Source organism: Moorena sp. SIOASIH, assembly GCF_010671925.1.
Taxonomy (GTDB): Bacteria; Cyanobacteriota; Cyanobacteriia; order Cyanobacteriales; family Coleofasciculaceae; genus Moorena.
This window is the reverse complement of the sequence record NZ_JAAHIH010000002.1, coordinates 1325314-1349673: the sequence shown is the minus strand read 5'-3', so window position 1 is coordinate 1349673 and position 24360 is coordinate 1325314. Positions and strand designations below refer to the sequence as shown.

The following is a 24360-nucleotide window of genomic DNA, read 5'->3' as shown; positions in this document are numbered from 1 at the left end:
AAACGGATACCCCTGTCATTTATGCGTGGGGAGGAGTTTCTCCCCTTACACAAACAGCAGCTAGACAGTACTTCTTTTGAACTAGAAGCTATAAGCATATCCGTCTTTCCTATGTACAATGCTGCAATATTGGTGACTGATTCCTTGTACCAGTCCGTGTTTAGTGGAGATATTGAATGAACCGGTTTTTCGAGTAGCTATTCTACCTGTGTATGTTCCCACTTTCTTACCTTTGGTTACAACGGCTTTGGCAATATCTCCAGTCTGAAACCCTTTGACAAACTTCAACCTTGGTACATAACGAGTGGGAAAGCCAAACTTGTTCGTTCTGCACATCTGACGAGTACCATGTCCTTTAGCTGAAATCAACAATGGCTGATAAACTTCGATGTACAAAGTATCGACTTTTCCAACATTGGCGGCATCTAACCAGTGTGTTTTTGGAAGGTTCTGCCGACATCGATTGTACTTAGTTAATCCACCTGACCCTGTTTCAATCGGCAAACCCAAGGCTTTTAATTCGTTATACAACTTCCATCTAGTTGAGTTGACGGCTGCCCCATCGACTAAAGGTCGTTTTGCTTGAGAAAGAATACGCTTTATAACATCAGGTTTACCAGATAAAAACTGTTCGATTTCCTGATTACCTTTGGTTTGATTGCACTTCCTACAAGCAATTGCTAGGTTACTTACTCGGTCAGAACCGCCCTTTGATTTAGGTTTGATGTGTTCGACCTCTAGTGGAGTATCAGTCACACCACAGTAAGCACATTTACGATTCCATTTGGAAAGTAGATATTCTCTAACTTCATATCCGTAGAGTGTGCCCTGCTGATACTCTGTGCCAGAAATCTCAGGGTTTTCCATCTTCTGAGTATCGAACCTAACTAATTCCTGAGAAATGCCAGTTATCGGACAAAATCGAGTAAGTTTTTTTACCCTCTCTTGGTGCGCGTTCCCTAGGTCGGGAAACCCGACCGGGGTCGCACCGCATGTGATAATATTATAGACTCTCGACATTAGACTGGGAGCTAACCAGCCATCAGGACGTTTACGGTTAAGAAACCGTGGCTGTCGATAACGAGTTTTGCGGTTTCTACGAGAACGTCTCAACTGTCTACGTGAGGTTAAACCATCTCGAATTTGAAGACCTCTGTGGGTTAGTTCGGCACCCCAAACAATCACCTTTTCTTGAACAATTGCTAAACCTGTCGTTTGAGAACCAGGGTCAAGTTTGATCTGATGATTATGTGTCACACATTCCGATTCCTCCAAATCGCGCATGATGATTGTGAACGGGTATCTCCTAAAGACCTTAGCCCTTCCTTGTTTGAGCAAGATTCTAGCTCTAGCAGGCTTGCATGGATCTAAAGGTTTTTTGTTTTTATCAAGTACAAAAACTCGCATAATGTGAGTATTCTCCTATTGCTAGGGTAAAGTTCGCTGCGCCAATGTTATCAGTCGGTACTTCCCAGATTGCACTTCCTTAACCTGATAAAGATGTTTAACAATCCGGTTCTAGAGCTTGAAACTAGCGTCGCATTTCAAGGTAGGAACTTTAACTCTTGCTGATAACGTAGTCCCTGACGGGACTTAGGCTGGTCAGGTAATGATTCACAAGCCCCCGGATTTATCCGTGGGGTTTGCTACTCCCAGGCTCCTGAATCCTATTGAAGCGTTCCGCCACCTAATTGGTGAAATATGTTATTGACGTATAAACCGGTTTTCGCTGAGGTATAATAACTTGCTATGACTTGGTCTTGCTGGGCAGTTTTTTTCTGTAACCTTTGTGTCAATTCCTCCAGTTTTGCTTGATCAACTAAGTCGGATTTATTTAAGGCAGTAATAATCAACCCTTTGGGATTGATGGATAAAAACAGATCGATATGATGAACAATGTGCTCAATGGTTTCCATGCGAGTTACATCAGCAACAATAATTGCACCCTGAGCTCCTTTTAAATAAGTTGGTGAAATTCCCTTAAATTTAGTATGACCTTCTAAATCCCAAATCATCAATTTTATATCCAGCAGTTGTGATCGGGTTTCATCCTTAAATTTTATGATTTTGCGGGAAATTTTCACTCCGACTGTTGAAAGATATTGGTCACTAAACACACCCTCCACAAATCGGCGGATTAGGCTAGTTTTGCCTACACCAAAGTCTCCAACTAGGCAAATTTTTCGATCAATAGTGGACATTGTTACTGGTTGCTGACAACTGGTTTGAACTCTCGGGGATTGTAAACAGTTGTTAAGAGATGGGCGTGGCTCCACATCTGAACAGGTTTACGGTATGATTTCTTCAGCGGACTTGAACACCATTATGCTCACCGACCGTATGTTCCCAGACAGCACTATGGTTTTAGTGTGATCTATTGCAGTAGTTGGATCACCTCCTGATTTGAGATTTAATACACATTTAATATACAAGGGACTAAAGTCCATAACTTGTTGTGATCTCCTAGCTAAACCAAAGGGGCTTTCAACTGGATTTCTTGGTAAACGGATCAAATACGACACATCGATTTAACCACAGCGGTTGACTAGCATCAACATCTGGGGGGCGTTTGCCAACCCCACGCACTTGCAGGCGATTGGGGTCAATGCCTTGCTGAACAAGCGCATCTTGTACTGCTTGGGCTCGTTGTTTAGCCAATCCCTGATTTTCGCTAGGCTGAGCCCTAGGATCAGCGTAGCCGATTATCCTCAGGTGCTTTTGAGGATACCGCTCCAGAAATTTCCGAATTGATCGGATTTTAGTACCTATATCCTCTGGTTTCAACTGGGCTGAACCAAGATCAAAGTAGATCCGGCTGGTAAGGTCTGATCCGTGGAGTTGTACATTGTTCTCGACCGACTTGACACCAGGAATGTTCTCAAAGGCTTGGGTAATCTTAGGGAAATCTTTAGCATAGAGTATCGCTCCTTTTACGGTCACCCGGCCTTCTGTATAAGATGCTACAATTACCACTCCATCCATTTGATTCAAGGTGTTTCTCACCCGTTGGACTTGAGCTTTGGTTAACTCATCAGTATAAGGGAGTTCGATCACCTCAATTCGATTATCCAACGCTAAGTTAGGGGCGGCAGCTTTGGCAATTTGCTCGACGTTTGAGCGCAGAGCCTGATTCGGTAGCTGTCCAGCTAGCTTTAGTCTCTGGCGATTGGCTTTAACTGTTAAACCATAATCAGACACTTCTGGGGCATAATAGGCGAGGGCAAGTTGAGTTTTTTTCTCAATGCTGCGGTTTATTCTAGCCCTATGCTGATAAATTCCCCCAAATACAGCGATTAAACCCATAAGCCCCAAGCCAACCACCAATAAGGCTGGCGGTTTCTTGCCTTTTTTACGATTTTCCTGAGTATCACGACGCCCTTGACTAAGGGATTGATCTAATAAATTTTGTAAAATTCCCTTGACTCCCACCGGGATAGTTGTAGTATCTCCATCAAAAGACTTGATCGGTTTACCATAATGGGTAATAATAGTTTCTAGGCTTTCCCGCAACTCATGAATGAACTGCTGGGTGGGTTCCCCTTGAACTACCACGGCCAGGTAGCAGTATCCCTCTACTTCCAGGATGATCTTGGATGTACCATAGTCAATAGCATCGATTTCTGCCACATCCCCAGACTGAGCGATACAGTCATTGACAAAGCTACGGATAGCGGTGAGCATCCCTGCTACCATATCTGACTCTAGATGCTGGCTGTCAGAGGGTTGTACCTCAGCAATCACTAAACCAGAGTCTTTATGAATCAAAAAGATAGCTCGCGCCTGAAATAGCATCACCTCCCGAAAAAGCAGTTCCGCTTCAGAAACCCCCTGCACCTTAGCGCGAATCTTGCGCATCATTCCTTCAAAGCTGAGGGCATTTTCCAGTTTCTCATTGATAGCTCGGATTTCTTCTGCTAAGTATGTGGAAATGGTACTGCCAATGACCGGATACAGAGCATTTACCATGGCGTCTCGCTCAATTCTAATCTGTTCCCGGATCGCTGCTGCCATTTCTGGTGCGATCGCTTTCCCAACTTCCTCTGGGCACTCCATGATGCGGGAGGAAATAGCTACTGGAACTGCCGGAGCGATCGCTTCTCCCACACACACTTTATCCTGTTGAGTTCTGTGGTCAATGACTTCATCAATGATGGGGGTCAGGGAATCGGTCACCGAGGTACTGAACTGAGCCACTGTGAGATCCAGCAGCTTAGCCATCACTGGTAGCAATAGATTAATCAATTCTTGAGGTTGATCAATCCGATGCTCAAGCCTGCCTTGTCTCTGGGCTAGCCTTTCTATCTGGTCACTAAACTCTGCCATTTCTGGAGATATCACCAGTTCTTGTAAAATCTCAGCCAAGGTGTCTAATTCCTGGGAGGTGTCCCGAGCAGACTCTGATGGCAGGTCTTGGTTGGTTTCTGTGGCTTCGGATTGGACTAAATTCTCAGCTAATACTGGATCTTCGGAATTTTGAGGCATTTGCGGCAGATGCTCCTTTGGTGTAGGAAGCTTTGGTGATGGGTTCTGATCGGGAAAGACCTTTACACCGAAGGATTGGGGTTGATCCCTTTCTTGAGCTAATGCTTCTTTCTCCTGAACCCTAGACGGGAGGCTGCTACTCCCAAGGTCAGTTTGAGGTTCAATAGCTGGAACCTCAAGGTCTTGGAATGAATGGGATTTTTGGGCAGTGTCTGCCTGATCAGAGGTCATCCCTTGCTGCTCAGATTTAGGGTGTTGGCTAGGTTGCACCGTCTGATCAATAATCTTGAGGTCAGCGAGTAAATTCAGCAAATCCTTCAACTCGTCTTCTGTGCTCGCATTGACCTCAATTGACTCTGAAATAGAATTTTCCGGCTGAGAGGCATCAGCCGGATTTTGGTTTGAAAATGCCACTGGTGGCTATCCGTTACTATTTAACCTTTTGCAAAAATTAGCGATGCTCTGAAAGAGCCGCTACGCGAACGCACCTTGATTTAAAACTAATCTTAGCGAGAAAATCAAGTTAATTTTTGTTGCTGGCATTGAAGGACTGTGCCAAGTCTATTCCAAAGTCTGAGTTTGCTTGATTAACTGGAGATGCTCGTCATCATTAGTAGCAGTTTTCTCCATGACCGTACCATTATGACCTTTGGTCTGTGGTAACCCAGACCACCCATCACTAGCTTCTTTGAGTGCTGGAACCAATTCAGTCCCTTTGAGCCTCAAACCCAACTCTAACAACATGTCTCCGAGATCTGCTTTCGAGGCTTTGGCATCTTTGAGCTGTGCAAATTTAGTTTCCAGCTCGGCCAAGATCTGCTTTCTGAGATTGATCACATCTTGCTGATGCTGTTCTTTAGTTTCTGAAAGTTCCTTCTTTAGGGAGGTTGACTGCTTGTAGACTGTCTCGTCGAGCACCTCAATACTCTTAGAAAACTTTTTGTTGAGCAGCTCAACCCGCTCCTGAATCTCATTCCTCTCTTCGGCTGCAGTTAAACTAAGAGTACTTATTTTTTTTTCGAGGGAATCTACCCCAGCAGCTATTTCTTTCGACAGAGTCGTTTTGATCTGCTCAACGCGATCGCGTATTTCCTGCTGCCACATGGATAAGTCAGACTCTATCTTCGTGAAGCGAGTATTATACTCTCGCAGGTTAGAACCTATTATTATATCACGTATCTTCTCAAGATTTCCCAGTCTTTCCCGCATTTCTGCTTTATTGATTCCATCCATGACCATAAAACTCAAATAAACAATAAACACTGAACCATAAACAATTACTAGCTTGCCTTGAATTCAACGAGCGTGCCATTTATCTTATCAATCAGATGCTGCTGTCAACCGGAACCGTTGTGTGACAAACATCTTGAGCCGCATCACTAACCAGACAAAATACCTAAAACCTATTACCATTAGCTTAAAGCCAATACCCTTAATCATCTGCACCAAGGATTTCGGCTTGACCGAGTAGGGGGTTGGTCAGGGGAAACTGGAAGCTTGTGGGATTTATACATGGGCATGAAAGTTCCGTCTTATATCAAGTCCGGTTGAATAGCCATCAATCTTGAAGATTGATGGGGAGATAGGGATATCGCCAGATGGGACAGATTTTTAGGAGATTTTGATTCAAAATCCCGATTGATACCAGATCAACCGGGATTGGTTACTCTTCGCTTTCGATTTCGGCCAAAGATTTCCAGCCTGCTTGCCACAAGCCAGGATCTTTAAGCTGTTTAGCATTCAGCCAAAAACGGACATTCGGGTCACAAGAAGCCACCATTTCAGCAAACACCCACTTTCCTTGGTTTTTACGATTGACCACTTGAAAATGCCGCCAGCCCCAAGTTTTCTGTTTAGCTGTCCATTTTGAACCCACAAGATGAGGGAATTTCTGTTTTTGAGCCATTTCCTGTATGGTCTGATTATCAAGCTTCTAGTGGTGAGTGCTCAGTAGGGAAAAAATTTTCCTTCTTTGTTGGTTATAGGTAGAAGTTATACCTAGAAGATTGAGACTGTTACACCTCAGGCTAATATCAAGTCTGGTTGAATACCCATAATTCAGGAGAGGGTTGGGAAGGTGGGGAGGGTCGGAAGTGTGGGAAGTGTGGGGAGAGGGGGAGAAACAAAAGAAACGGGAGATGGGGGAGATTTTTATTAAGGGTAATTATCCTGACATGATATTACACTAGGTTTTTAGACTTGACCCAAGGAACGAGGATCCCCGCGATTCTCCTTTGGAGACACTACGTGAACGCATGATTTTTGATAAAAGTTTCTCTGGTTCTACTCAAAACCTATTACTAATACCAAGTTCCGGTCAAACGTACAACTTTCTCTTCCCCCAATCTCCCAATTTCCCTATCTCCCAATTTCTCTATCTCCCTATCTCCCTATTCAACCAATCTACTATCTTTGAATGCAACTCGGTATCACAACTGACACAGAGATTTTGAATCTGTTGCAGGCCCACAACGTCTGTCTGGTTTCACTTTCCGACTGAGCACTCACAACTGAGCACTACGAAGAGAGTTTACGCTTTGCCAGTAGACGTGCGGCTAGGATACCGCCGATAAAACCAAATAAATGTCCTTGCCAAGATACATGGGGCTGTGAGGGTAAGACACCCCAAACTAAACCACCATAGAGAAAGCCGACTAGAATTGATAGAAAAATTGAGGGTAGGTTTCGTTCAAAGAAGCCTCTAAATAGCAGAAAACCTAGGTAGCCAAAGATCAGCACACTTGCCCCAATGTGAACTGAATTGGGAGCGCCCAACAGCCAAACCCCAAGACCACCCACCAGCATAGTGATGCTGGTAACGACGAAAAAGTCGCTAGTTTCTTGCAACATTACAAACCAGCCTAGGACAAGAAAAGGTATAGTGTTGGAAATCAGATGAGAAAAACCGCCGTGGAGAAAAGGGGCAAATAAAATACCCCGCAGCCCAATCGGGTTACGGGGGAGGATGCCATATAGATCAAGTTTCCTTCCAAAAACGAATATATCCACCAGCTCTACAATCCACATCAGAGCGACCCATCCACCGAGGATGATTGCCTGAGTTTGTAACTCACTGGTTATTGATTTTCTTTCCTGCCTAGTCATGGTTGATCAGTTTATGGTGAAAAATAGTATCGAAACCAATAGACAAATAGCGACATTGGCTTACTTCGCAGGTCTTGAGCCATGTCTACAGATTAACGTAATTCAATAATGACTAATAATTATAGATAGTTACAGGTTCTATCGCCTCTGCTAGCTCAAATCCAAATACCCGGGAGTAAAAATACAACTCCCCTTCCAGAGTCCGTTTAATCGTTTCAGCTTTACGAAAACCGTGTTGCTCCCCTTCATAGGTAACATAGGCTACAGGTAACCCCTTAGCCTTCAAAGCGGCTACCATCATTTCTGCTTGACTAGGGGTGACTACCTTGTCTTCTAGCCCCTGGAAGAAAATTACAGGACAAGATAGTTGGTCTGTGAAATGAATAGGCGATCGCTGTTGATATAAATCTTTACGTTCTGGATAAGGACCGATCAACCCATCGAAATACCGGGATTCAAATTTGTGGGTATCCTTGGCTAGTACTTCCAAATCACTTATACCGTAGTAGCTAGCGCCAGCTTTAAACACATCTCGGAATGTCAGAGCAGCTAGAGTTGTATAACCCCCTGCACTCCCCCCAGCAATGGCCAGTCGTTCACCATCAACTAGTCCTTGCTCAGCTAGGTACTTCGCGCCATTGGTGCAGTCATCAACATCCACAATACCCCAGTTGTTTTGAAGGCGCTGACGATAGTCCCGCCCATAGCCAGTACTCCCTCCATAGTTGACATCTAGGATGGCAAAACCACGAGAGGTCCAGTATTGAATTTTTAGGTTAAAGGCACTGGAAGTCGCCGCCGTAGGTCCACTGTGGCTTTTGACAATTAGGGGTGGTTTTTCGGAGGTTGCTGCGGTGTAGTCTTTGTTTTGTGGTGGGTAGAAGAAACCATAGGCGGTCAGTCCATTAGTTGTGGGAAATGCGATCGCTTGAGGCCGCGATAGATAGCCAGTATCGATAGCTAACTCACTTGACTTCCTTAATACATTGATTTGTCCATTTGTCAAGTCCAACTGAACAATAGCGCTTGCTTCTGTTACGGAACCACCGATAAAAACCGCTTGATTATCAGCTACCCTTAGGTAGGAAATACTGGTGTATGGTGTGGCAATGACCGACCGCTGCTTAGTGTTTAGGTCAATACTAGCTAAATGCCAGTTTCCTTCCTGAGTATAGGTACATATGATTCGATTGGCACCATCGAAGCCATAAGTAGACATGCCAAAGACCCACTGGGGTAGTCCAAACTCGGCTTCCATTTCACACAGGGGTTCGATTTCCCCTCGGGTTGGTTGCCAGCGGTAGAGATTCCACCAATTAGTGCGATCGCAAACAAAGTAAAGGACACCATCTGGTGACCACTCTGGCTGAAATACCGACTCATCAACCCCACCAGCAATTGGCTCTGCAACACCTAGAGAACCATCGGTTAAGATTGGAGCTACCCAGAGTTGAGTACCATCCCAGGGCATATTGGGATGATTCCAGGTTAGCCAAGCGAGTTGAGAGGAATCGGGACTTAGGCGCGGCGAGGAGTAAAAGTCACAGCCAGAGGCTAGCACTTGAATATCTTCACCGTTTTCTAGGCTGATGCTAACCAAGGTATTCACTGGTTCCCCATCCACCGTGTGGTTTTCTCCCACACAGATTATACGTCCTCTTTCCTGGTCAATTACCCCATCACCATAGCGCCAGTTAGCTATGGGGGTTAGAGGTTGGGGTTTGGAGCTTGGGGTTTGTTGGTACAGACGTTGGTCAGCAAAATTAGAGAAGTAAATTGTGCCATCCTTAACAGCAAAAGTACCACCGCCATACTCGTTAACCCGAGTCCGAGCATTGAAGGGCTCGGGAGTCAGATCAACAGTTTTGCCATCAGGGGTGCGTCGCACGATTACATTGCGTCCAGCTTCCGCAGGTCGCCCTTCAATCCAGTAAACATCCTTTTGATCAAGGGCTATGCTGCCCAACCTAACGCTGCCTTGAACAATCATGTCAGCGGTAATAGGGGATTTCCAGGAACCATAGGGGACAAGGTGTGGTGGTTGGGTCATGGAAAAACTGCTCTAATTGCCTCTAATTTCCTTGGGCTCTAGCTACTATCCTAACCTGACTAAGTGTCCATGGTTCGCGTTAAAGTAGGGATTCCCGTACATTTACCCAAATCGGGCTTGCTTAAATGCATCCGATTGCGCTAAAAGAGTATAGAGGGGCTTCCTTGCCGTACAAAACTCTACAGATCGGCGCATTAACGCAAAGGGGAAGCATTGTAGTTCAGGTATTCGCAAAAGCCAATCTAACAACAGAATTGATTTAGAGATTTTAGAGTATGACTCAAACAGTTACTCACCCCATGGTGAAGTTGCAACGCCATGTGCGTTCACTGGCGGAATCCAATATTATTAAACCCAGTGACAGCCTTTGGAAAATTGCCCTACTCTATGGGGACAAATGGTCCCACTGGAAACAGGAACTGACTGAATTCGGGTTTACCATGCAAGACCCGATCAGTGACTTACTAGCTGTGGAAGCCTGGGACGAAGAATGATCTGATCCAGTGTCAGGTTAAGTACTTATCGATCTCTGTTGTTCGTCTATTGAAAATTGACAGAAAATTGACAATTGAAAGTTGTCAGTGGTTAATTGGCTATTAACAATTAGCTATCAATAATTAAAACTTGACAATTGACAAAAGGCGATCAACAGGGATCAACCATTTTTAGAAGTAATTAACCGGACTTGATCTGACGTAAGCATTCAGCGGTCAGCGGTCAGTGGTCAGCTTATTTTATTCAAAAGCTGTTCCCTTAGCCTGGCCTACGGCCAATGGCTGAAAGCTGATAGCTTATAGCTGATAGCTGATAGCTGAATACTTACGATCTGACTTCTTTCGCTCCCGTTTGGCGTCCACCCTTCAATCCGAAAGCTTGGTCATGGATGAGGATACAGCGCGGGTAGGGTGAGTATCTCCTTTCTTGATTCCCTTGCCCCCCCTTATCCTAATCACTAGCCTACGCCAAATTCTCCCCGTGAAATTTCTGCTCATATTCTAAGACGCCGACTCCTAAATACAAGCAACCAAAGCTTGCATCAGCTCTTTTGCCGTTTGGTAGCGATCGCAAGCTCTTGGTTGGCAAACCCGCTCAATTACTTGCCTTAATTGGGGAGTAACAGTGGGAACGCCTGATACATCAAACCGATATCCTGAACTACGCCTTTGATAATACTTTAGAGGAGCTTCCCCGGTGAGCAGAAATATTAGAGTTGGGCCAATGGCGTAAAGATCCGATTGAGTGCAAGGCTGACCTCGGTCTTGTTCAGGAGCACTATATCCCTCGGCACCAATCCGTGTGCCTGGTATTGTGCCAATTTCTTTAACAGCACCGAAATCCAACATCACAATTCGGTTATCTCGATGGCGCACCATCAAATTCGCGGGCTTAACGTCTCGGTGGATTAGAGGCGGCTGGCGGTCGTGGATGTAGTCTAAGATATCGCAAGTCTGAATCATCCACTCTACTGCCTGGGGCAAGGTGACTGGTCCAGTGCTCAAGACACGTTTTTCTAAATCTTCACCGTGGATCAGAGCCATTGCTAAGTATTTTTTCCCCCCTTCCACAAAAAAGTCGTAATACTGCGGAATTCCGGGATGATTCAGGGTTTTCAGGGTGCGAGCCTCTCGTTCAAACAGTTCTTGAGCCTTGGAAATTTGAGCCATGTCAGCATTCATTTCCTTCAGTACTAGTAGGAGTGGGTATCCATCCTTGCTGTTAACTTTGTCCCAGGCAAGATAAGTGGTTCCCATTCCCCCCTGTCCCAATGTCCGCAAAACATAGTAGTTGCGAATGACTCGCTCGACTGGCACCAAGGGTTGACCACAGTGAATACAGAACAAATTACCTGGTGCATTGCCTTGGTGTTGGCATGGCTTAGTAGTCTCAGTCAAGGGCTTGGGTGCTAGGGAAGGGAGTTGCTGGGTTTGAACTTGGAATTGCAGCAAGGGACCTTTCTGGGCTAGCTGAATCAGAGCCTTTTCCGGCAGCACCCCCTGGGAAACCAAGACACCATTGAGGAAGGTGCCATTGGCACCCTGATTGACCAACTGCCACATCGGACCCGATGGGGAAGCACTAGCCCTGAGTTCCAGGTGATGTCGTGACACGATCGGGTCATCGACAATCACATCATTATCAGGAGCACGACCAATGCGAATCGTAGATTTGCTCTGAAAGCTCCACTGCTGCACTGGAGTGGGGCTTAACGGATCTAATAGGGTCAGTGTGACCATAGTCAGTTGTCCTTTGTCCAAAGTCCTTTGTGGGTTTTATCCTTTGTGGGTTTTATCCTTTGTGGGTTTTATCCTTTGTGGGTTTTATCCTTTGTGGGTTTTGTCCTTTGTCCAAAGTGACTAACCAGAATCTACTGGCAGCTACTAATCACATACAACTAATGACTAATGACTAATCACAAACAACTAATTACCTAATGACTAATTACCTAATGACTAATGAATAACTATAGCGGTTTCTAGCCTAATGAGGTACACAAATTTTTTCCCTGTTCCCTCTTCCCCTCCTGGGAGGGGTTAGGGGTGGTTTCCTGTTCCCTGCTCCGAAGTACCTGCTCCGAAGTCCCTAAAACCCATAATTTTGTACCTCACCGAATTGAAAACCGCTGTAATGACTAATGACACATAACTAATGACCTAATGTAATGTTGGTTGAGCCAAGTTTGGTCGCACCTTCACTCGAACTAGGATTAGTGTAATGTTGTCGTGACCATTATGCTCATTTGCCAGCTCAATCAAGTTAGCCAGACCCTGATCGAGGCTAGCTCGGGAACTTAGTAAAGGCGCTAAGTGAGTTTGCCAGTAATTTTCCAACAGGTCATTATCTGACAAACCATCAGAACAAAGTAAGAATATAGTATCTTCTGCGATATCTATGAATTGCACATCCGGATTTAGGAATTGCTCACTGCGCGGTCCAAGGGCTTGAGTTAGTTGATAGGCATCAGGGCGAGAGTAAGCCAGCTCTGGATCTACTCCGTGCTGGATTTCTCGTTGACCCACCTCGTGGTCTATAGTGATTTGCTCTAAGCCTCGTTTGCGAGTTAGACGATAGACCCGACTATCTCCGACATGGACAATCCCTACCTTGGTATTTTGAATCAACATCATGACTAGAGTCGTACCCATTCGACCGCTGCCAGAGCGAGCATTTTGTTGGTTGATATCGAAAATCGCTTGATTTGTTACATAGACCGATTTCCTGAGACTATCTTCTGTGGGAAACTCGTCTTGCCAATTTTGTTTAAAGTAATTCTGGAGTACCTCTACTGCCATAGAACTGGCTACTTCCCCAGCCGCATGCCCTCCCATGCCATCGCAGAGAATATATAAACCACGAGCTTGTATAGTTCGACCAATGGGATTTTCCTGCTTTTTGAGTTGGGTCTCGATGCCAAAACAATCCTCATTATGATCTCTTTGATGACCAATATCTGTATGACCGAGATCATCGAGACTCTGCAAGCTCATTGGCAACAGTACCGTTGGCATGTCATCCCCTTGTTGCTCAATTCCTGGTCGATCAGACAATAATTCCTGACTATCACGAGGTTGAGTGTCTGCCGTTGCCATTTCTGAGACTACAGCCTCAGTTAATTCCATACCGGATTCGTATGGGTCAGATTCTTGTTCGTGAGCAATGGCTTGCAGATGCGATCGCAATTCCTCAATGGTTTCAATTTCCTTAGTACACAACTGCCGGACAACCGTTGACAAGGAGGTAAATTGGGTTCGCTGGGACTGATTAAATAATCGTTGCCACAGTTGTCCCAAATCTTCTAGGGTTAGCGGATTTTCCTCTCTATCCGGATATAGACGCTCCAAACCTAGTGCTTGGTCTTCATCCACCCGGAGATTCGTCAGTTCCAACAGACTCTGACGACAATGCCAAGGCTCTAGAGCTTGCCAAAGCTTTGCCATTTCATCGAGCCAGTATAGGATTTGCAGTTTAGAAAACTCTTCGGACCCCCACAACTTACTCAGTAACTGCCATTCTGAACGGTTTTCTAGCAGGATTATCGCCTTACCATTTTGCTGCCAAACATCATGAATTTCTGGCACACTAGGGTAAAATAAGTCCTTGAGAGCCAAATAGGGTTTAGCACTCTGTGGGATATCTAGGACTTTCCAAACGTCTACGTTTTCTTTCGACGAAGGTTTTGGCTGCTCTAGGGTTGTCGATAGAGCAAATTTCTCTGGAGACAATTTTGCTTGATTAATCAGGGCTTCTAGGGGAGACTTTTGTAACGGTTGGCAGTCCAAAACTGTGACAAAGATACTATAGTCTTTTGTCTTACTTTCCCCGATCTGACAGAGTTTCTCAGGTTCTAGTACTCTGTAACGCTTACCCTGGTCTAGATAGACAATTGTTGCTGTCTGAGAAGTTGGGTTTTCGAGATTAGGAATTGACCAGCTCGAAGCTTCAGTAGATTGAGGTTTCTTCTGTATGGGGCTAATCTCTAGTAATGGCTCCTCTGATGATTCTAGTTCCACTTGATCACAGCCACTTCTGTTGTTTATCCATGCTTCATCAGCGAAGACTGTTGATGCTTGGGACAAGGTGCCATCATCCCCTGGCTCTGTTAGTATAGTATCCGATTTAGTTAGCGACTCTTGTCTTGTTTCTAGGAATGATGCTGGCTGGGTTAGTTCCCTGTCTGTCTGGTCAGACTCTGGTTGCGACACCGCTACTGGGGTAGCCTGATCAGTTGAGGACTCTGACACCTCAACCGGGGTTTGAGGAGAATACTGCGGGGAGGTTGCCGAATTTTGCTGCTTAGAAATAATTGCCCTCCAAACCGTTCCTGTGAACGCACCGCAGTTGTGACAAGTTTCAGCATTTAGGGGCACTTGGCTAGCGCATTCATGACAACTTTTATCGGTTAGGGAAGTTCCACATCGTTGACAAAACTTGTTGGTATTTGGGTTCTCGAACTGACACTGGGGACAAACTAACATAATGGAACTTCCTTAATCCTTAAATTCCGCGCTTTGGTGGGTAACTTTTAAGATTTAATCTAACTGCCATCTAGTTGGCCACGCTGTAATCTGTAATGGCAGCTTTTAGCAGCATAGCCTGATTACAATTTTTACGCTCTCGTGCCATGTCATGCTATAATTAAAGAAATTTTTTAAGTAACTATTTTTTTTCTAGGCTACACCCTATAGTCTACCCAGGGAGCATAGGGGGATAACAACCAAACGGGAAACTAGCTCTATTATCGGTCCCTTCTGGCAAAGCCTCTCCTCTTACTACAGCAAACATCTGCTATTTATACACAAAAGTTTAAACTTTTTTTCCGGTAGGGGCGAATAATCTCTTGTATCTATCTAAGTAGAGCCGCTACTCTCGGGTCAATCTGGGCAAGCTTTTGCTTATGAACATTAAACTACCTTTAATCATGGCTGCCATCTTAGCGGCAACTATACCAATTGCTCTTCATCTATCATCTGCGCAACCGGTCAGCATATCCCTAAAAACTAATGATAACTCCAGTAAGACCATTCAACATCAACAAGCCAAGACAAAAAAGCTTGAATTAATGTTAAAAAACAAGACCTGTGTAGAGTGTGATCTCATGGGTATTGATTTGACTGGACTTGACTTAAGTGGAGTTGACTTTAGCAGAGCTGACTTTAGCCAAGCTAACTTATCCGATAGTAACCTAGAGAAGGCTAAACTCAAAGATGCTAAAGTGATTGGTGCTCGTTTGGAAAATGCGAAGTTAACCTCTGCTGACTTAGATGGCGCTGATTTTAAAGATACTAACTTGAAAGGTGCCGATCTCAGTGATGCTAATCTGCTCAATATCCGATTGGCTAATGCTGATTTAAGTACTGCTATTCTTAATCGTACTGAGCTTCGAGAAGCTGACTTGACTGGTGCCAATATGGAGCATGCTGACTTGAGTCATGCTAGTATTTATGGTGCAATTTTGAGGGAGGCTAATCTCACTGGTGCTAACCTTTATAAAGCAAATTTGCGTTACGCCAATTTGCAAGATGCGGTATTGAAGGGCACTAATCTAAAGGGCGCTGATTTACAATTTGCTGTGATGCCTGATGGGAAAACTGTTTATGGAACGGATGATTACTAATCTCTGGGTGCATCTAATATTTGTAAATCTATAACTAAAAGAAGTGTGGGGAGGGTGGGAAGTGTGGGGAGGGTGGGGAGAGGAGGAGAAACAAAATAAACGGGAGATGGGGGAGATTTTTTTTTAAGGTAATTGTCATAATAATGATATTAGCTTTCTCTTGCCGAAAAGTGTTTTTGCACAAGTGAGATGCACCCTGACGGGAAGAAAATTAAATATAGTGTTTATCATAGCTATGATAAACACTATATTTTTTACCTCTTGCCTCTTGCCTCTTGCCTCTTGCCTTTTGCCTCTTGCCTCTTGCCTCTTGCCTCTTGCCTCTTGCCTCTTGCCTCTTGCCTCTTGCCTGCTCCCTGCTCCCTGCTCCCTACTCCCTAAAACCCAGAAATTTGTACCTCATGAGTATAATAATTGCTATAAATTATGCTGCTCCTGGATTAAGTCGCCTCATTTGCCAGGTAGTATAGGTCCCAATTGGACTCCAAATCATGTAGGGAAGTAGCAACAAAAACGCCACGATAGATACGGGATAAATCAGTAAAGCCAGGATAATACTTAATAAGGCACCTGTGCCACCAATAATGGTGCCAACGGTTAGGCTACGAAATAGGAACATCACGGGTGTATAAGCGATGGTGATGATTTCTAGTAGTAGATATAAACCCATCAGCAACCAGGTGCTTCGGCTACCTGGGTCATTTTCCCAAACTATATAGGCTGACCAACCACCGCAAATAAAGATAGTTATCCAGATTAGGGGAATTGCTCCCTCGAAGGTTAGCCATTGTGGACGACGTAGGCGATAGAACCATCTCATTCCTGCCGGTCTGGTGATTAAGTTACCACCCAATGCTACTAGCAGGGTTACCGCTGCAATTACCATCCAAGATTTAATCATGATTTTCGCCTTGCTCCTAATATCAAGTCTGGTTGAATACCCATAATTAAGCAGAGGGTGGGGAGGGTGGGAGGTGTGGGGAGATGGGGAGATGGGGAGATGGGAAGATAGGGGAGATTTTTATTAACGGTAATTATCCTGACATGATATAAATGGGTAATTTATTCAAAAATTAGCAAAAATCAGCAAAAATGTAGTCTTTGCTGTTTGACCCGGTGGGTGGAATGGGCATCTTGGTGGAACGGGCATCTTGGTGGAACGGGCATCTTGGTGGAACGGGCATCTTGGTGGAACGGGCATCTTGGTGGAACGGGCATCTTGGTGGAACGGGCATCTTGGTGGAACGGGCATCTTGGTGGAACGGGCATCTTGGTGGAACGGGCATCTTGCCCGTTACATTTCCGGACGGCCTGTCCCAACACTGGCGCTCGGTGTTGAACATGAGGGCAAGCCCGCCCCTAACACACCCTACGCACCCTACACAACTCCCCACACCTCCCACACCTCCCACTCTCCCCACACTCTTACCCCGATTCCCGACTCCCGATTCCCGATTCCCGACTTCTGCTCAACTATTTCTTGGATTTATTTGTTATAATATTCGATAATTTTTGGATAAATTCTTGAGTGAATTGAGTAAAGGCTTTGGCTCCTGGTGCTTGGGGTTCATTGACGACCACAGGTCGAAACTCATCCACGGCTTTGGCAACTGCAACATTCCTGGGAATTTCTATACTAAAAATTTTGTCTTTCCCAAAATTATCGGTCAATCGGTTCTTGACTTGTGTAGCCATATTGGTGGCGTGACCAAGGGAGAAAAACAGAATCCCAATCAGGGTTATCCCAGAGCGATCGCTTTGTACGAGCTTTTTGATCTGACCTTCTTCCAGGATGCCAATCCCAACCACTGATAAGGGTTCAGGTTTGGCAGGAATGATATAAAAATCACTAGCAATAATTCCACTACGAGTGATAATATTCTCACTTGGAGGGAAATCCAATAGAATAAAATCGTAGGTTTGTTGAACTGGCTCTAGGGCACGCTTAACTAAATAGTTTTCTAGCTGATTCCAGTTGTTTTCAAACTCTTGGGGATTATCCTTTGACTGAGAAAACAGCAATGCAGCCAATAGAAAATCATTGTAGGTTTCGATATCCCCTGGCAATAAATCTAGTCCATCTACTCGACAAATATTGCGCTGAATCGCTTGTTCAACGGGAATATATGCCTGAGTCGGTGACTGAATTACTTGATTAATTATTTTTTTTAAGGTTCGGTCTTCCTTCTTTAGTTTAGCAAATTGCACTGGAGGCATCAGGCTTAGGGTAGCATTAATCTGGGTATCGAGATCAACGATTAATACTCGCATGCCATAATCTTTGGCAAGACAGGTAGCAAGGTTGACGGTGGTGGTAGTCTTGCCAACACCGCCTTTCATATTGACTATAGAAATGGTGTATCCCAGTTTTGACAAAAAGAAAGAGGTAATATAACGTGAAGGTCATTGCAGTATACCATAACAAAGGCGGCGTGGGGAAAACCACGACGGTGGTTAACCTAGGGGCAGCTATCCGAAAAAACCGCAAAAAAGTGCTTGTCATCGATCTTGATAGCCAAGCGAATGCTACCTTTGCTACCGGACTGGTTAAATTTCATGACGAAGCATTTGATGATATCAAAGAGTGTAATATTCTCCATGTTTTGCAATCTGAAGAATTCTTCTCAATCTCGGAAGTAGCTAGAAAATCAGAATTTACCAATCCAGAAATTGATGTGGTTCCTGCTCACATTGATCTGATGAAATATGAGCTTGATATGAATCAGCTTGATTTTAGCCTGCTCATGCTGATGGATAAACTAGAGGATGTTAAAACTTACTATGATGTGGTAATTATTGATACCCCTCCCTCTTGGAATTTATATGCTAGAATTGCTTTGATCACTGCTGACTTTTTAATCATTCCTTCAGACCTCAAGCCTTTTTCTAATCAAGGATTACTGAATGTGAAAGATTTCATCAGAGCGATTAATGGCTATAGAAAACAAGTCAAGATTAAGCCGCCCCTTAAAGTGTTGGGAGTGTTGCCTTGTAAAATCGCAACCAATAATATGTTTATACAGCATACCTTGCCAAAACGGATAAAAGCAATTTCCGAGCGCTATGGCTTTGATGTCATGAAGAGTGTTATTTTCGATCGAGATGATTTGGCCAAGTGTGCTGAACAAGTTGAAAAAGTAGACAATCAGGATATACCGTCTCCTGTGTCTGTGTTGGATTATAAGCCCTATTCTATGGCTTCAGAAGAATTTAGGTCTCTTGCCCAAGAAGTTTTGGAAAAAATAGGCATGTAAACTATAGGGTTTGTATTTGATAGGTGAACATAGGATTGATGGTAAATCGGGAATCGGGAATCGGGAATCGGGAATCGGGAATCGAATCTGTAGGGAGTAGGAAGCAGGTAAGAGGTAAGAGGGAATAGGGAACAGTAGTCAAGAGCTCCAAGGAGTTTTTACTGTTATGATAAATTAAGATTATTTTTCGTGATAGGATTATAAATCCTATCTAAAAATCGGTGTAGTAATTTTGATAATTATTGTCCCCTAATCCCGACTCCCGACTCCCGACTCCCGATTCCCGACTCCCGACTCCCGACTCCCGACTCCCTATTCCCTGTTCCCTGTTCCCTTCATATAATGATAGTTACAGAACGCCTAATTATTTTCAGCCGCTATCCAGAGCCCGGAAAGACTAAAACCCGGATGATACCAGCTCTAGGAGCGGATGGTGCGGCCAACCTTCAACGTCGGATGACGGAACATACTGTTGCCCAGGTCAAGGAATTAACAACTGGTCGCCCTGTGTCTGTAGAAATCCATTTTGCTGGTGGTAATCAACAGCTAATGGAGAATTGGTTAGGGTCGAATCTGGTCTATAAACCTCAGAGTGATGGGGATTTGGGCAAGCGAATCACAACGGCATTTGAGTTATCGTTTGCGGAAAGCATGACCAAAGTTGTGATCATTGGTATTGATTGCCCCGATTTGAATAGTTCGGTGATGAATCAGGCATTTGAGGCTCTAGACAATCATGATTTAGTACTTGGACCAGCCAAAGATGGCGGCTACTATCTGGTTGGTCTAGGTCGATTGATTCCAGATTTATTTGTGGGAGTGAGTTGGGGAACATCTGAAGTTTTGCAGCAAACCGTGGATATTGCTAAGAGTCTTAACCTAACTATGGCGATGCTTTCCCAGCTTACTGATGTTGACCGCCCAGAGGATCTATGGGTAGTATCAAATTTGATGGGAGTTGGGAGTAGGGAGTAGGGAGTAGGGAGTAGGGAGTAGGGAATCGGGAATCGGGAATCGGGAATCGGGAATCGGGAATCGGGGTAAGCATTCAGCGGTCAGCCGTCAGTGGTCAGTTTTGTGGAACAGGCTTCTAGCCTGTGATGTAGCCCATAAGCTGATAGCTGATGGCTGATAGCTGATACGCGACACGCTAATAGCTGATAGCTAATAGCTGATAGCTTACATTTTGTAACTCTTAGCACTATCGAGTTTTTCTGAAAATATTGTAATCAGCTCCATCATGTCTTTGACTAATTCTTGTTCAAGGCTGATGTCTTCTGATGACTTGTTGATAATTATTACTTCTGTATTGAATTCTTCACACATAGCAAAGACTAATTCAGCGCTAACTCTAAGCAGCCTATCTTTGTGAGTAATTACAAGTCTGCCAACATTCCCCTGCATGATGCGCTTGAGCAGTTTCTGTAAGCCTTTATTTTGGGAATTGATTCCGGAACCTGAATCTTGAATTGTTTCATACTGCCAACCATTAGCAGTACTAAAAGACTCTAAAATCTTGATTTGCTTGACTAAATCTTCTTTTTGGTCTTGATCTGAAATACGGGCATAGTTAATGGTTATGCGATCATCGATCTGACCGACATTCCGTGGTGTAATGTGTTTGATATCGGCTACATAAAATCGCCGATGGCCACTGGGAGAGCGTTGTGACCTAATTTTTCCTGCGTCTGCCCACCTCCTTAAGGTTTTAACTGAGACCCCTAGCTCACTGGCTGCTTCTCCAATACTAATGGTTAACCCTGACATGTTGGATTTATCACCTTATTTGAATTGAGTGTGAACTACCCCAACCTACTACGTAGAGGTTGGGGCTTCCAGTTTCACGGAAGAACGCCTTAGCTTAGACGGACGTCCTCGCTTTGGTCTTACTTCTTCTCCACTGGCGTTGACCTCCCCCGTCCCAGAGGAGGATAGCATTCTGATACCTTCTGCTCTAATATTCTTGGCCGCATTACCGTCTCTATCGTGATGAGTGCCACAACTTGGACAAATCCAAGATCTTACATCTAGTGGCAACTCTTTGATTCGGTAATGACAATTAGAGCAGGTTAATGAGCTGGGAAACCACCGATCTATCTCGACCAGTACTTTTCCTTCTTTTCCGCATTTATAAGAGAGGAAATTTACAAAAGTTCCCCAACTCAGATCAGAGATTGCTTTAGCTAATTTATGGTTACGAACCATGCCCTTGACATTTAGGTTTTCAACTACCACTACCTGGTTCTGGTCTACGATTTTCCTAGATAGTTTATGAAGGTAGTCTTGGCGGACATTTCCAATACGTTCATATACCTTAGCTACAATCTTTCTAGCTTTCCTTCGCCCACTACTTCCTTTTTTCTTGCGGGCAGCAATACGTTGTTTCCTAGTTAGCTTCTTTTCGTATTTAGCTAAATGTTTAGGATTTCCAAATTTAGAAGTCTTTTCGCCATCGTAGGTAATCGCAAAATCCTTGATACCCAAATCAATACCAATTACTTTCCCTTCCTTAGATAGTTTCACATCTGTTGATTCGTATTCCATCAAAACAGAAGCGTAATACTTACCAGAAGGGTCTCTGCTTACTGTTACAGTTTTGATATCCCCGTCTAGTGGCCGATGAATTCTTGCTTTGACAGTTCCTAGTTTTCCAGGGAACTTAAGGCAGTTACCCACTTGTTTGACATTTTGAGGGTACTGAATTGATTGGCGATGATGATATGACTTGAATCTAGGATATTTTGCTCTGCCTTCAAAAAAATTCTGATATGCACGACTAAGGTTGAGACTTACAGATTGTAATACCTGGGAGTAACAGTCCTTTAGCCATTCAGTCTCTTTTTGTTTTTTGAGTTTTGGCAGCATGGAATTGAGCGCAGATTGTTTTAGTCCTTTTCCAGTTGCCTTGTAAGTTTCTATGCACTCATTTAGTCCATAGTTCCACCACCAGCGAGCGCATCCAAAATGCTGAGCTAATATTTGAACTTGCTCTTGTGTGGGATAAATTCTTACTTTGATGGCTTTATGTCTCACTGCACTCAAGCTTATTATCGACCCATATTACTATTATACAGATTTCGCAGTAAGGCTTCAACCTTTGTAGTAAAATTCCTGAGTCGTTATCCATCCCCACCCTCTTACAGGGTGGGGAATTCCGCTATTTTTGTTAATCAGCGATTAGCAGTTAGCTATCAGCAGTCAGATATCAGGTTATGTGCTACGCACACCCTACGCGAACAGATATTAGGTATTAGGTATTAGGTATTAGGTATTAGGTATTAGGTATTAGGTATTAGGTATCAGCTTATGGGTTAGGTCGTCACAGGCTGGAAGCCTGTGCCACGAAGCCTGTGCCACAAAGCCTGTGGCACACTACAGATGGTGCTTTGAATAAAATAAGCTGACCACTGACGGCTGACCACTGACCACTGACCACTGACCACTGACCACTGACCACTGACCACTGACCACTGACCACTGACTGCTTACTTTGTATCTAGTTTACCTTTTATTATATCGTTAATACGTAATAAATGTCTAAATATGGATAGAAATTAAAAAAAAATGGTTATTCCCTAGTCAGGGATGCTAATTTGTCAGAAACAATGCCTAAACGTCTTGCGTGATAGTAAAAATTTCCATTATCATCCCGGTTCTCAATGAGGCTAGTCACATAGCTGATACTTTGGCTACGGTTAGGGAAGCGTCTAATGTGGAAGTGATTGTGGTAGATGGGGGCAGTGATGATGAAACTGTTGCGATCGCACAATCAATGGGTGCTAAGATTATAGCTGCTGGTACCGGTCGCGCTAGTCAAATGAATGCTGGGGCTGCGGCGGCTACGGGAGATATTCTGCTGTTTCTCCACGCTGATACCCGTTTACCTAAAGGATTTGATACGTTAGTTCGCGAAGGGTTACAAGACTATCACACCGTGGCTGGTGCCTTTGAATTAGCTATTGATGCTAACCTGCGGGGGGTAAGGCTGATTGAACGGATGGTGAATTTGCGATCGCGTTTTTGCTCCCTGCCCTACGGTGATCAGGCCATCTTTATCAAGACTAAGGTGTTTATAGACCTTGGTGGTTTTCTGAATCTACCGATTATGGAAGATTTTGACTTAATGCGACGCCTCCGCAACCTAGGTAAAATAACTATCCTTAGTCAACCTGTGCTAACATCAGGACGCCGCTGGCAGACCTTAGGGGTTGTGAAAACTACATTAATTAACCAACTGGTGATCATTGCCTATCATTTGGGCGTTTCTCCTCACCGGATTATGGGTTGGTATCGTCGGGCAAAAGGATGAATGGAATTTAGAATTGTTGCCAACTTGACTCGACCCCCAGACCCGATGGTATTGTTGACCACAGAAGATCTTTATGGAGAGTGGCTGTTATGGGCAAAAAGAATTTATTACCTAAGCAAAAATCCCCGATCGTACGTTCCACTACCGCAAAGCCCATCCCGGGATTGGAAGAAACTACCCTGACGGAGGGCATGGCAGGCATCATCGGTGGGGGGTCAATCACCCCTTCCTATTGGGGGGAAGATATTATGTGTAATCCTTTTGCGGGGGACGGGGAGTAAGACTCACTCTATCACAATTAATGGAAATTATCTCAAAAGTCTTTTTTATCAGTGGTGGGCGGTCGATTGGCTGCGATAAATTGGCGGGAAACCCTGGCTACTTCGGGGTCTTCGGTTACCACGCCCTGGTGTTTGCCCGGTGCTTGCCCGCTTTGAGACTTTTTTGATAAATTTGATTCTGATAGAGAAACCCCAGCTATTGGGGTTTTCGTTTTAAAGAGGGGAATCGGGAGTCGGGAGTCGGGAATCGGGAATCGGGAATCGGGAGTGGGTAAGAGGTAAAAAGTAAAAAATCCGGCATTACTGAGGGGCGTAATTAATAGCAGTGGGGTGATCGCAAATACCAGCAACAGGCAGGATGCCTATTCTACAGACCACAGCCACAGGCAAGATGCCTATTCTACAGACCACAGGCAGGATGCCTATTCTACAGATCACAGGCAGGATGCCTATTCTACAGACCACAGGCAGGATGGCTATTCTACAGACCACAGGCAGGATGGCTATTCTACAGACCACAGGCAAGATGCCTATTCTACCGACAACAGCCACAGGCAAGATGCCTATTCTACTTGCACTATTAAAATTATTCCAATATTAAGTAACACCAAAAATCCTGTGTACCTGATAGCATTGGAAAATGCTGTATAATGCTTAGTTACGCCAGAATAATCATTTCAAAGATACCTTATAATCGATCAGCAACTACTTCTTACATCCCCCCATCTCCCCATCTCCCCATCTCCCCATCTCCCCACACTCCCCAC

27 protein-coding genes are annotated in these 24360 nt (G+C 44.4%); 10 read left to right on the top strand and 17 right to left on the bottom strand.

Going from position 1 to position 24360, the window contains the following annotated elements; translation table 11 throughout:
* Nucleotides 1–81 precede the first annotated feature (81 nt).
* The 7 genes from iscB to F6J90_RS13500 all read right to left on the bottom strand — a co-directional run bounded on the left by iscB (nucleotide 82) and on the right by F6J90_RS13500 (nucleotide 9637).
* Nucleotides 82–1407: an RNA-guided endonuclease IscB gene (iscB, locus tag F6J90_RS13530; protein ID WP_293094005.1), complete on the bottom strand. Its 1326-nt coding sequence runs from the start codon at nucleotides 1405–1407 to the stop codon at nucleotides 82–84.
* Between the two features lie 260 nt (nucleotides 1408–1667).
* A complete protein-coding gene (locus F6J90_RS13525) occupies nucleotides 1668–2201 on the bottom strand; it encodes a Rab family GTPase (protein WP_293094003.1) in 534 nt (177 codons plus the stop codon).
* 283 nt (nucleotides 2202–2484) lie between these two features.
* A complete protein-coding gene (locus F6J90_RS13520) occupies nucleotides 2485–4896 on the bottom strand; it encodes an OmpA family protein (RefSeq protein WP_293094001.1) in 2412 nt (803 codons plus the stop codon).
* Nucleotides 4897–5043: 147 nt separating this feature from the next.
* On the bottom strand, nucleotides 5044–5745 hold the full coding sequence (locus F6J90_RS13515; protein ID WP_293093998.1) for a hypothetical protein: 702 nt from the start codon (nucleotides 5743–5745) through the stop codon (nucleotides 5044–5046).
* 400 nt (nucleotides 5746–6145) lie between these two features.
* Nucleotides 6146–6388: a TIGR02450 family Trp-rich protein gene (locus tag F6J90_RS13510; protein ID WP_008181697.1), complete on the bottom strand. Its 243-nt coding sequence runs from the start codon at nucleotides 6386–6388 to the stop codon at nucleotides 6146–6148.
* Between the two features lie 611 nt (nucleotides 6389–6999).
* Complete coding sequence (locus tag F6J90_RS13505) at nucleotides 7000–7587, bottom strand: rhomboid family intramembrane serine protease (protein ID WP_293093995.1); 588 nt, start codon at nucleotides 7585–7587, stop codon at nucleotides 7000–7002.
* Nucleotides 7588–7699: 112 nt separating this feature from the next.
* Nucleotides 7700–9637, bottom strand: a complete 1938-nt coding sequence (locus F6J90_RS13500) for a prolyl oligopeptidase family serine peptidase (RefSeq protein ID WP_293093992.1) — start codon at nucleotides 9635–9637, stop codon at nucleotides 7700–7702.
* A 275-nt stretch (nucleotides 9638–9912) separates the two neighbouring features.
* On the opposite strand from F6J90_RS13500, the gene F6J90_RS13495 reads away from it, so the two are divergent.
* Nucleotides 9913–10131, top strand: a complete 219-nt coding sequence (locus F6J90_RS13495) for a DUF4327 family protein (protein WP_071103068.1) — start codon at nucleotides 9913–9915, stop codon at nucleotides 10129–10131.
* A 516-nt stretch (nucleotides 10132–10647) separates the two neighbouring features.
* Here the strand turns inward: F6J90_RS13495 and F6J90_RS13490 are convergent.
* Entirely contained in the window at nucleotides 10648–11871 is a 1224-nt protein-coding gene (locus F6J90_RS13490) for a protein kinase (protein ID WP_293093989.1), read from the bottom strand.
* A gap of 417 nt (nucleotides 11872–12288) precedes the next feature.
* Complete coding sequence (locus F6J90_RS13485) at nucleotides 12289–14610, bottom strand: serine/threonine phosphatase (protein ID WP_293093986.1); 2322 nt, start codon at nucleotides 14608–14610, stop codon at nucleotides 12289–12291.
* Nucleotides 14611–15029: 419 nt separating this feature from the next.
* On the opposite strand from F6J90_RS13485, the gene F6J90_RS13480 reads away from it, so the two are divergent.
* Nucleotides 15030–15749, top strand: coding sequence for a pentapeptide repeat-containing protein (locus tag F6J90_RS13480; protein WP_293093983.1), 720 nt, complete (start codon nucleotides 15030–15032; stop codon nucleotides 15747–15749).
* A 189-nt stretch (nucleotides 15750–15938) separates the two neighbouring features.
* On the top strand, nucleotides 15939–16130 hold the full coding sequence (locus tag F6J90_RS13475; RefSeq protein ID WP_293093981.1) for a hypothetical protein: 192 nt from the start codon (nucleotides 15939–15941) through the stop codon (nucleotides 16128–16130).
* A 43-nt stretch (nucleotides 16131–16173) separates the two neighbouring features.
* Here the strand turns inward: F6J90_RS13475 and F6J90_RS13470 are convergent, their stop codons facing one another.
* Nucleotides 16174–16650: a TspO/MBR family protein gene (locus F6J90_RS13470; protein ID WP_293093978.1), complete on the bottom strand. Its 477-nt coding sequence runs from the start codon at nucleotides 16648–16650 to the stop codon at nucleotides 16174–16176.
* Between the two features lie 200 nt (nucleotides 16651–16850).
* Here F6J90_RS13470 and F6J90_RS13465 point away from each other — a divergent pair, with 200 nt between their 5' ends.
* Nucleotides 16851–17258, top strand: a complete 408-nt coding sequence (locus F6J90_RS13465; protein WP_293093975.1) for a hypothetical protein — start codon at nucleotides 16851–16853, stop codon at nucleotides 17256–17258.
* Here the strand turns inward: F6J90_RS13465 and F6J90_RS13460 are convergent.
* Nucleotides 17223–18125, bottom strand: coding sequence for a ParA family protein (locus tag F6J90_RS13460; protein WP_293093972.1), 903 nt, complete (start codon nucleotides 18123–18125; stop codon nucleotides 17223–17225). The genes F6J90_RS13465 and F6J90_RS13460 overlap by 36 nt on opposite strands.
* Nucleotides 18126–18145: 20 nt before the next feature.
* On the opposite strand from F6J90_RS13460, the gene F6J90_RS13455 reads away from it, so the two are divergent.
* Nucleotides 18146–19003 carry an AAA family ATPase gene (locus tag F6J90_RS13455; RefSeq protein WP_366513749.1) on the top strand — a complete coding sequence of 286 codons (858 nt, stop codon included), beginning with the start codon at nucleotides 18146–18148 and terminating at the stop codon, nucleotides 19001–19003.
* A 1-nt stretch (nucleotide 19004) separates the two neighbouring features.
* On the opposite strand, the gene F6J90_RS13450 is transcribed toward F6J90_RS13455, so the two are convergent.
* Nucleotides 19005–19154 carry a hypothetical protein gene (locus F6J90_RS13450; protein ID WP_293093966.1) on the bottom strand — a complete coding sequence of 50 codons (150 nt, stop codon included), beginning with the start codon at nucleotides 19152–19154 and terminating at the stop codon, nucleotides 19005–19007.
* 91 nt (nucleotides 19155–19245) lie between these two features.
* On the opposite strand from F6J90_RS13450, the gene F6J90_RS13445 reads away from it, so the two are divergent.
* Nucleotides 19246–19404: a hypothetical protein gene (locus tag F6J90_RS13445; protein ID WP_293093963.1), complete on the top strand. Its 159-nt coding sequence runs from the start codon at nucleotides 19246–19248 to the stop codon at nucleotides 19402–19404.
* Nucleotides 19346–19978 (top strand): TIGR04282 family arsenosugar biosynthesis glycosyltransferase, encoded by a 633-nt coding sequence (locus F6J90_RS13440; RefSeq protein WP_293093960.1) that lies wholly within the window; start codon nucleotides 19346–19348, stop codon nucleotides 19976–19978. Before F6J90_RS13445 ends, F6J90_RS13440 begins: the two co-directional genes overlap by 59 nt.
* Here F6J90_RS13440 and F6J90_RS13435 read toward each other — a convergent pair.
* From F6J90_RS13435 to F6J90_RS13420, 4 genes are all read right to left on the bottom strand, one after another.
* A complete protein-coding gene (locus F6J90_RS13435) occupies nucleotides 19908–20051 on the bottom strand; it encodes a hypothetical protein (RefSeq protein ID WP_293093957.1) in 144 nt (47 codons plus the stop codon). The two genes, F6J90_RS13440 and F6J90_RS13435, sit on opposite strands and share 71 nt — an antisense overlap.
* Nucleotides 20052–20182: 131 nt before the next feature.
* A complete protein-coding gene (locus F6J90_RS13430) occupies nucleotides 20183–20770 on the bottom strand; it encodes an IS607 family transposase (protein ID WP_293093955.1) in 588 nt (195 codons plus the stop codon).
* A gap of 48 nt (nucleotides 20771–20818) precedes the next feature.
* Nucleotides 20819–22036: an RNA-guided endonuclease TnpB family protein gene (locus tag F6J90_RS13425; RefSeq protein ID WP_293094874.1), complete on the bottom strand. Its 1218-nt coding sequence runs from the start codon at nucleotides 22034–22036 to the stop codon at nucleotides 20819–20821.
* A 286-nt stretch (nucleotides 22037–22322) separates the two neighbouring features.
* Nucleotides 22323–22481 (bottom strand): hypothetical protein, encoded by a 159-nt coding sequence (locus F6J90_RS13420; protein ID WP_293093952.1) that lies wholly within the window; start codon nucleotides 22479–22481, stop codon nucleotides 22323–22325.
* 144 nt (nucleotides 22482–22625) lie between these two features.
* Between F6J90_RS13420 and F6J90_RS13415 the strand changes: the two genes are divergently transcribed.
* Nucleotides 22626–23312 (top strand): TIGR04283 family arsenosugar biosynthesis glycosyltransferase, encoded by a 687-nt coding sequence (locus F6J90_RS13415; RefSeq protein ID WP_293093949.1) that lies wholly within the window; start codon nucleotides 22626–22628, stop codon nucleotides 23310–23312.
* 89 nt (nucleotides 23313–23401) lie between these two features.
* Nucleotides 23402–23593, top strand: a complete 192-nt coding sequence (locus tag F6J90_RS13410) for a cyanobactin class RiPP (RefSeq protein WP_293093946.1) — start codon at nucleotides 23402–23404, stop codon at nucleotides 23591–23593.
* Nucleotides 23594–23625: 32 nt separating this feature from the next.
* Here the strand turns inward: F6J90_RS13410 and F6J90_RS13405 are convergent, their stop codons facing one another.
* Nucleotides 23626–23943: a hypothetical protein gene (locus F6J90_RS13405; RefSeq protein ID WP_293093944.1), complete on the bottom strand. Its 318-nt coding sequence runs from the start codon at nucleotides 23941–23943 to the stop codon at nucleotides 23626–23628.
* On the opposite strand from F6J90_RS13405, the gene F6J90_RS13400 reads away from it, so the two are divergent.
* On the top strand, nucleotides 23924–24244 hold the full coding sequence (locus tag F6J90_RS13400) for a hypothetical protein (protein ID WP_293093942.1): 321 nt from the start codon (nucleotides 23924–23926) through the stop codon (nucleotides 24242–24244). The two genes, F6J90_RS13405 and F6J90_RS13400, sit on opposite strands and share 20 nt — an antisense overlap.
* Nucleotides 24245–24360: the final 116 nt, after the last annotated feature.

Coding starts and splice junctions, on each gene's coding strand:
- F6J90_RS13525 (WP_293094003.1), bottom strand. CDS start 2,201: ATGTCCACTATTGATCGAAAAATTTGCCTAGTTGGAGACTTTGGTGTA.
- F6J90_RS13500 (WP_293093992.1), bottom strand. CDS start 9,637: ATGACCCAACCACCACACCTTGTCCCCTATGGTTCCTGGAAATCCCCT.
- F6J90_RS13475 (WP_293093981.1), top strand. CDS start 15,939: ATGCACCCTGACGGGAAGAAAATTAAATATAGTGTTTATCATAGCTAT.
- F6J90_RS13480 (WP_293093983.1), top strand. CDS start 15,030: ATGAACATTAAACTACCTTTAATCATGGCTGCCATCTTAGCGGCAACT.
- F6J90_RS13435 (WP_293093957.1), bottom strand. CDS start 20,051: ATGCTTACCCCGATTCCCGATTCCCGATTCCCGATTCCCGATTCCCGA.
- iscB (WP_293094005.1), bottom strand. CDS start 1,407: ATGCGAGTTTTTGTACTTGATAAAAACAAAAAACCTTTAGATCCATGC.
- F6J90_RS13510 (WP_008181697.1), bottom strand. CDS start 6,388: ATGGCTCAAAAACAGAAATTCCCTCATCTTGTGGGTTCAAAATGGACA.
- F6J90_RS13430 (WP_293093955.1), bottom strand. CDS start 20,770: ATGTCAGGGTTAACCATTAGTATTGGAGAAGCAGCCAGTGAGCTAGGG.
- F6J90_RS13470 (WP_293093978.1), bottom strand. CDS start 16,650: ATGATTAAATCTTGGATGGTAATTGCAGCGGTAACCCTGCTAGTAGCA.
- F6J90_RS13505 (WP_293093995.1), bottom strand. CDS start 7,587: ATGACTAGGCAGGAAAGAAAATCAATAACCAGTGAGTTACAAACTCAG.
- F6J90_RS13495 (WP_071103068.1), top strand. CDS start 9,913: ATGACTCAAACAGTTACTCACCCCATGGTGAAGTTGCAACGCCATGTG.
- F6J90_RS13410 (WP_293093946.1), top strand. CDS start 23,402: ATGGGCAAAAAGAATTTATTACCTAAGCAAAAATCCCCGATCGTACGT.
- F6J90_RS13440 (WP_293093960.1), top strand. CDS start 19,346: ATGATAGTTACAGAACGCCTAATTATTTTCAGCCGCTATCCAGAGCCC.
- F6J90_RS13485 (WP_293093986.1), bottom strand. CDS start 14,610: ATGTTAGTTTGTCCCCAGTGTCAGTTCGAGAACCCAAATACCAACAAG.
- F6J90_RS13490 (WP_293093989.1), bottom strand. CDS start 11,871: ATGGTCACACTGACCCTATTAGATCCGTTAAGCCCCACTCCAGTGCAG.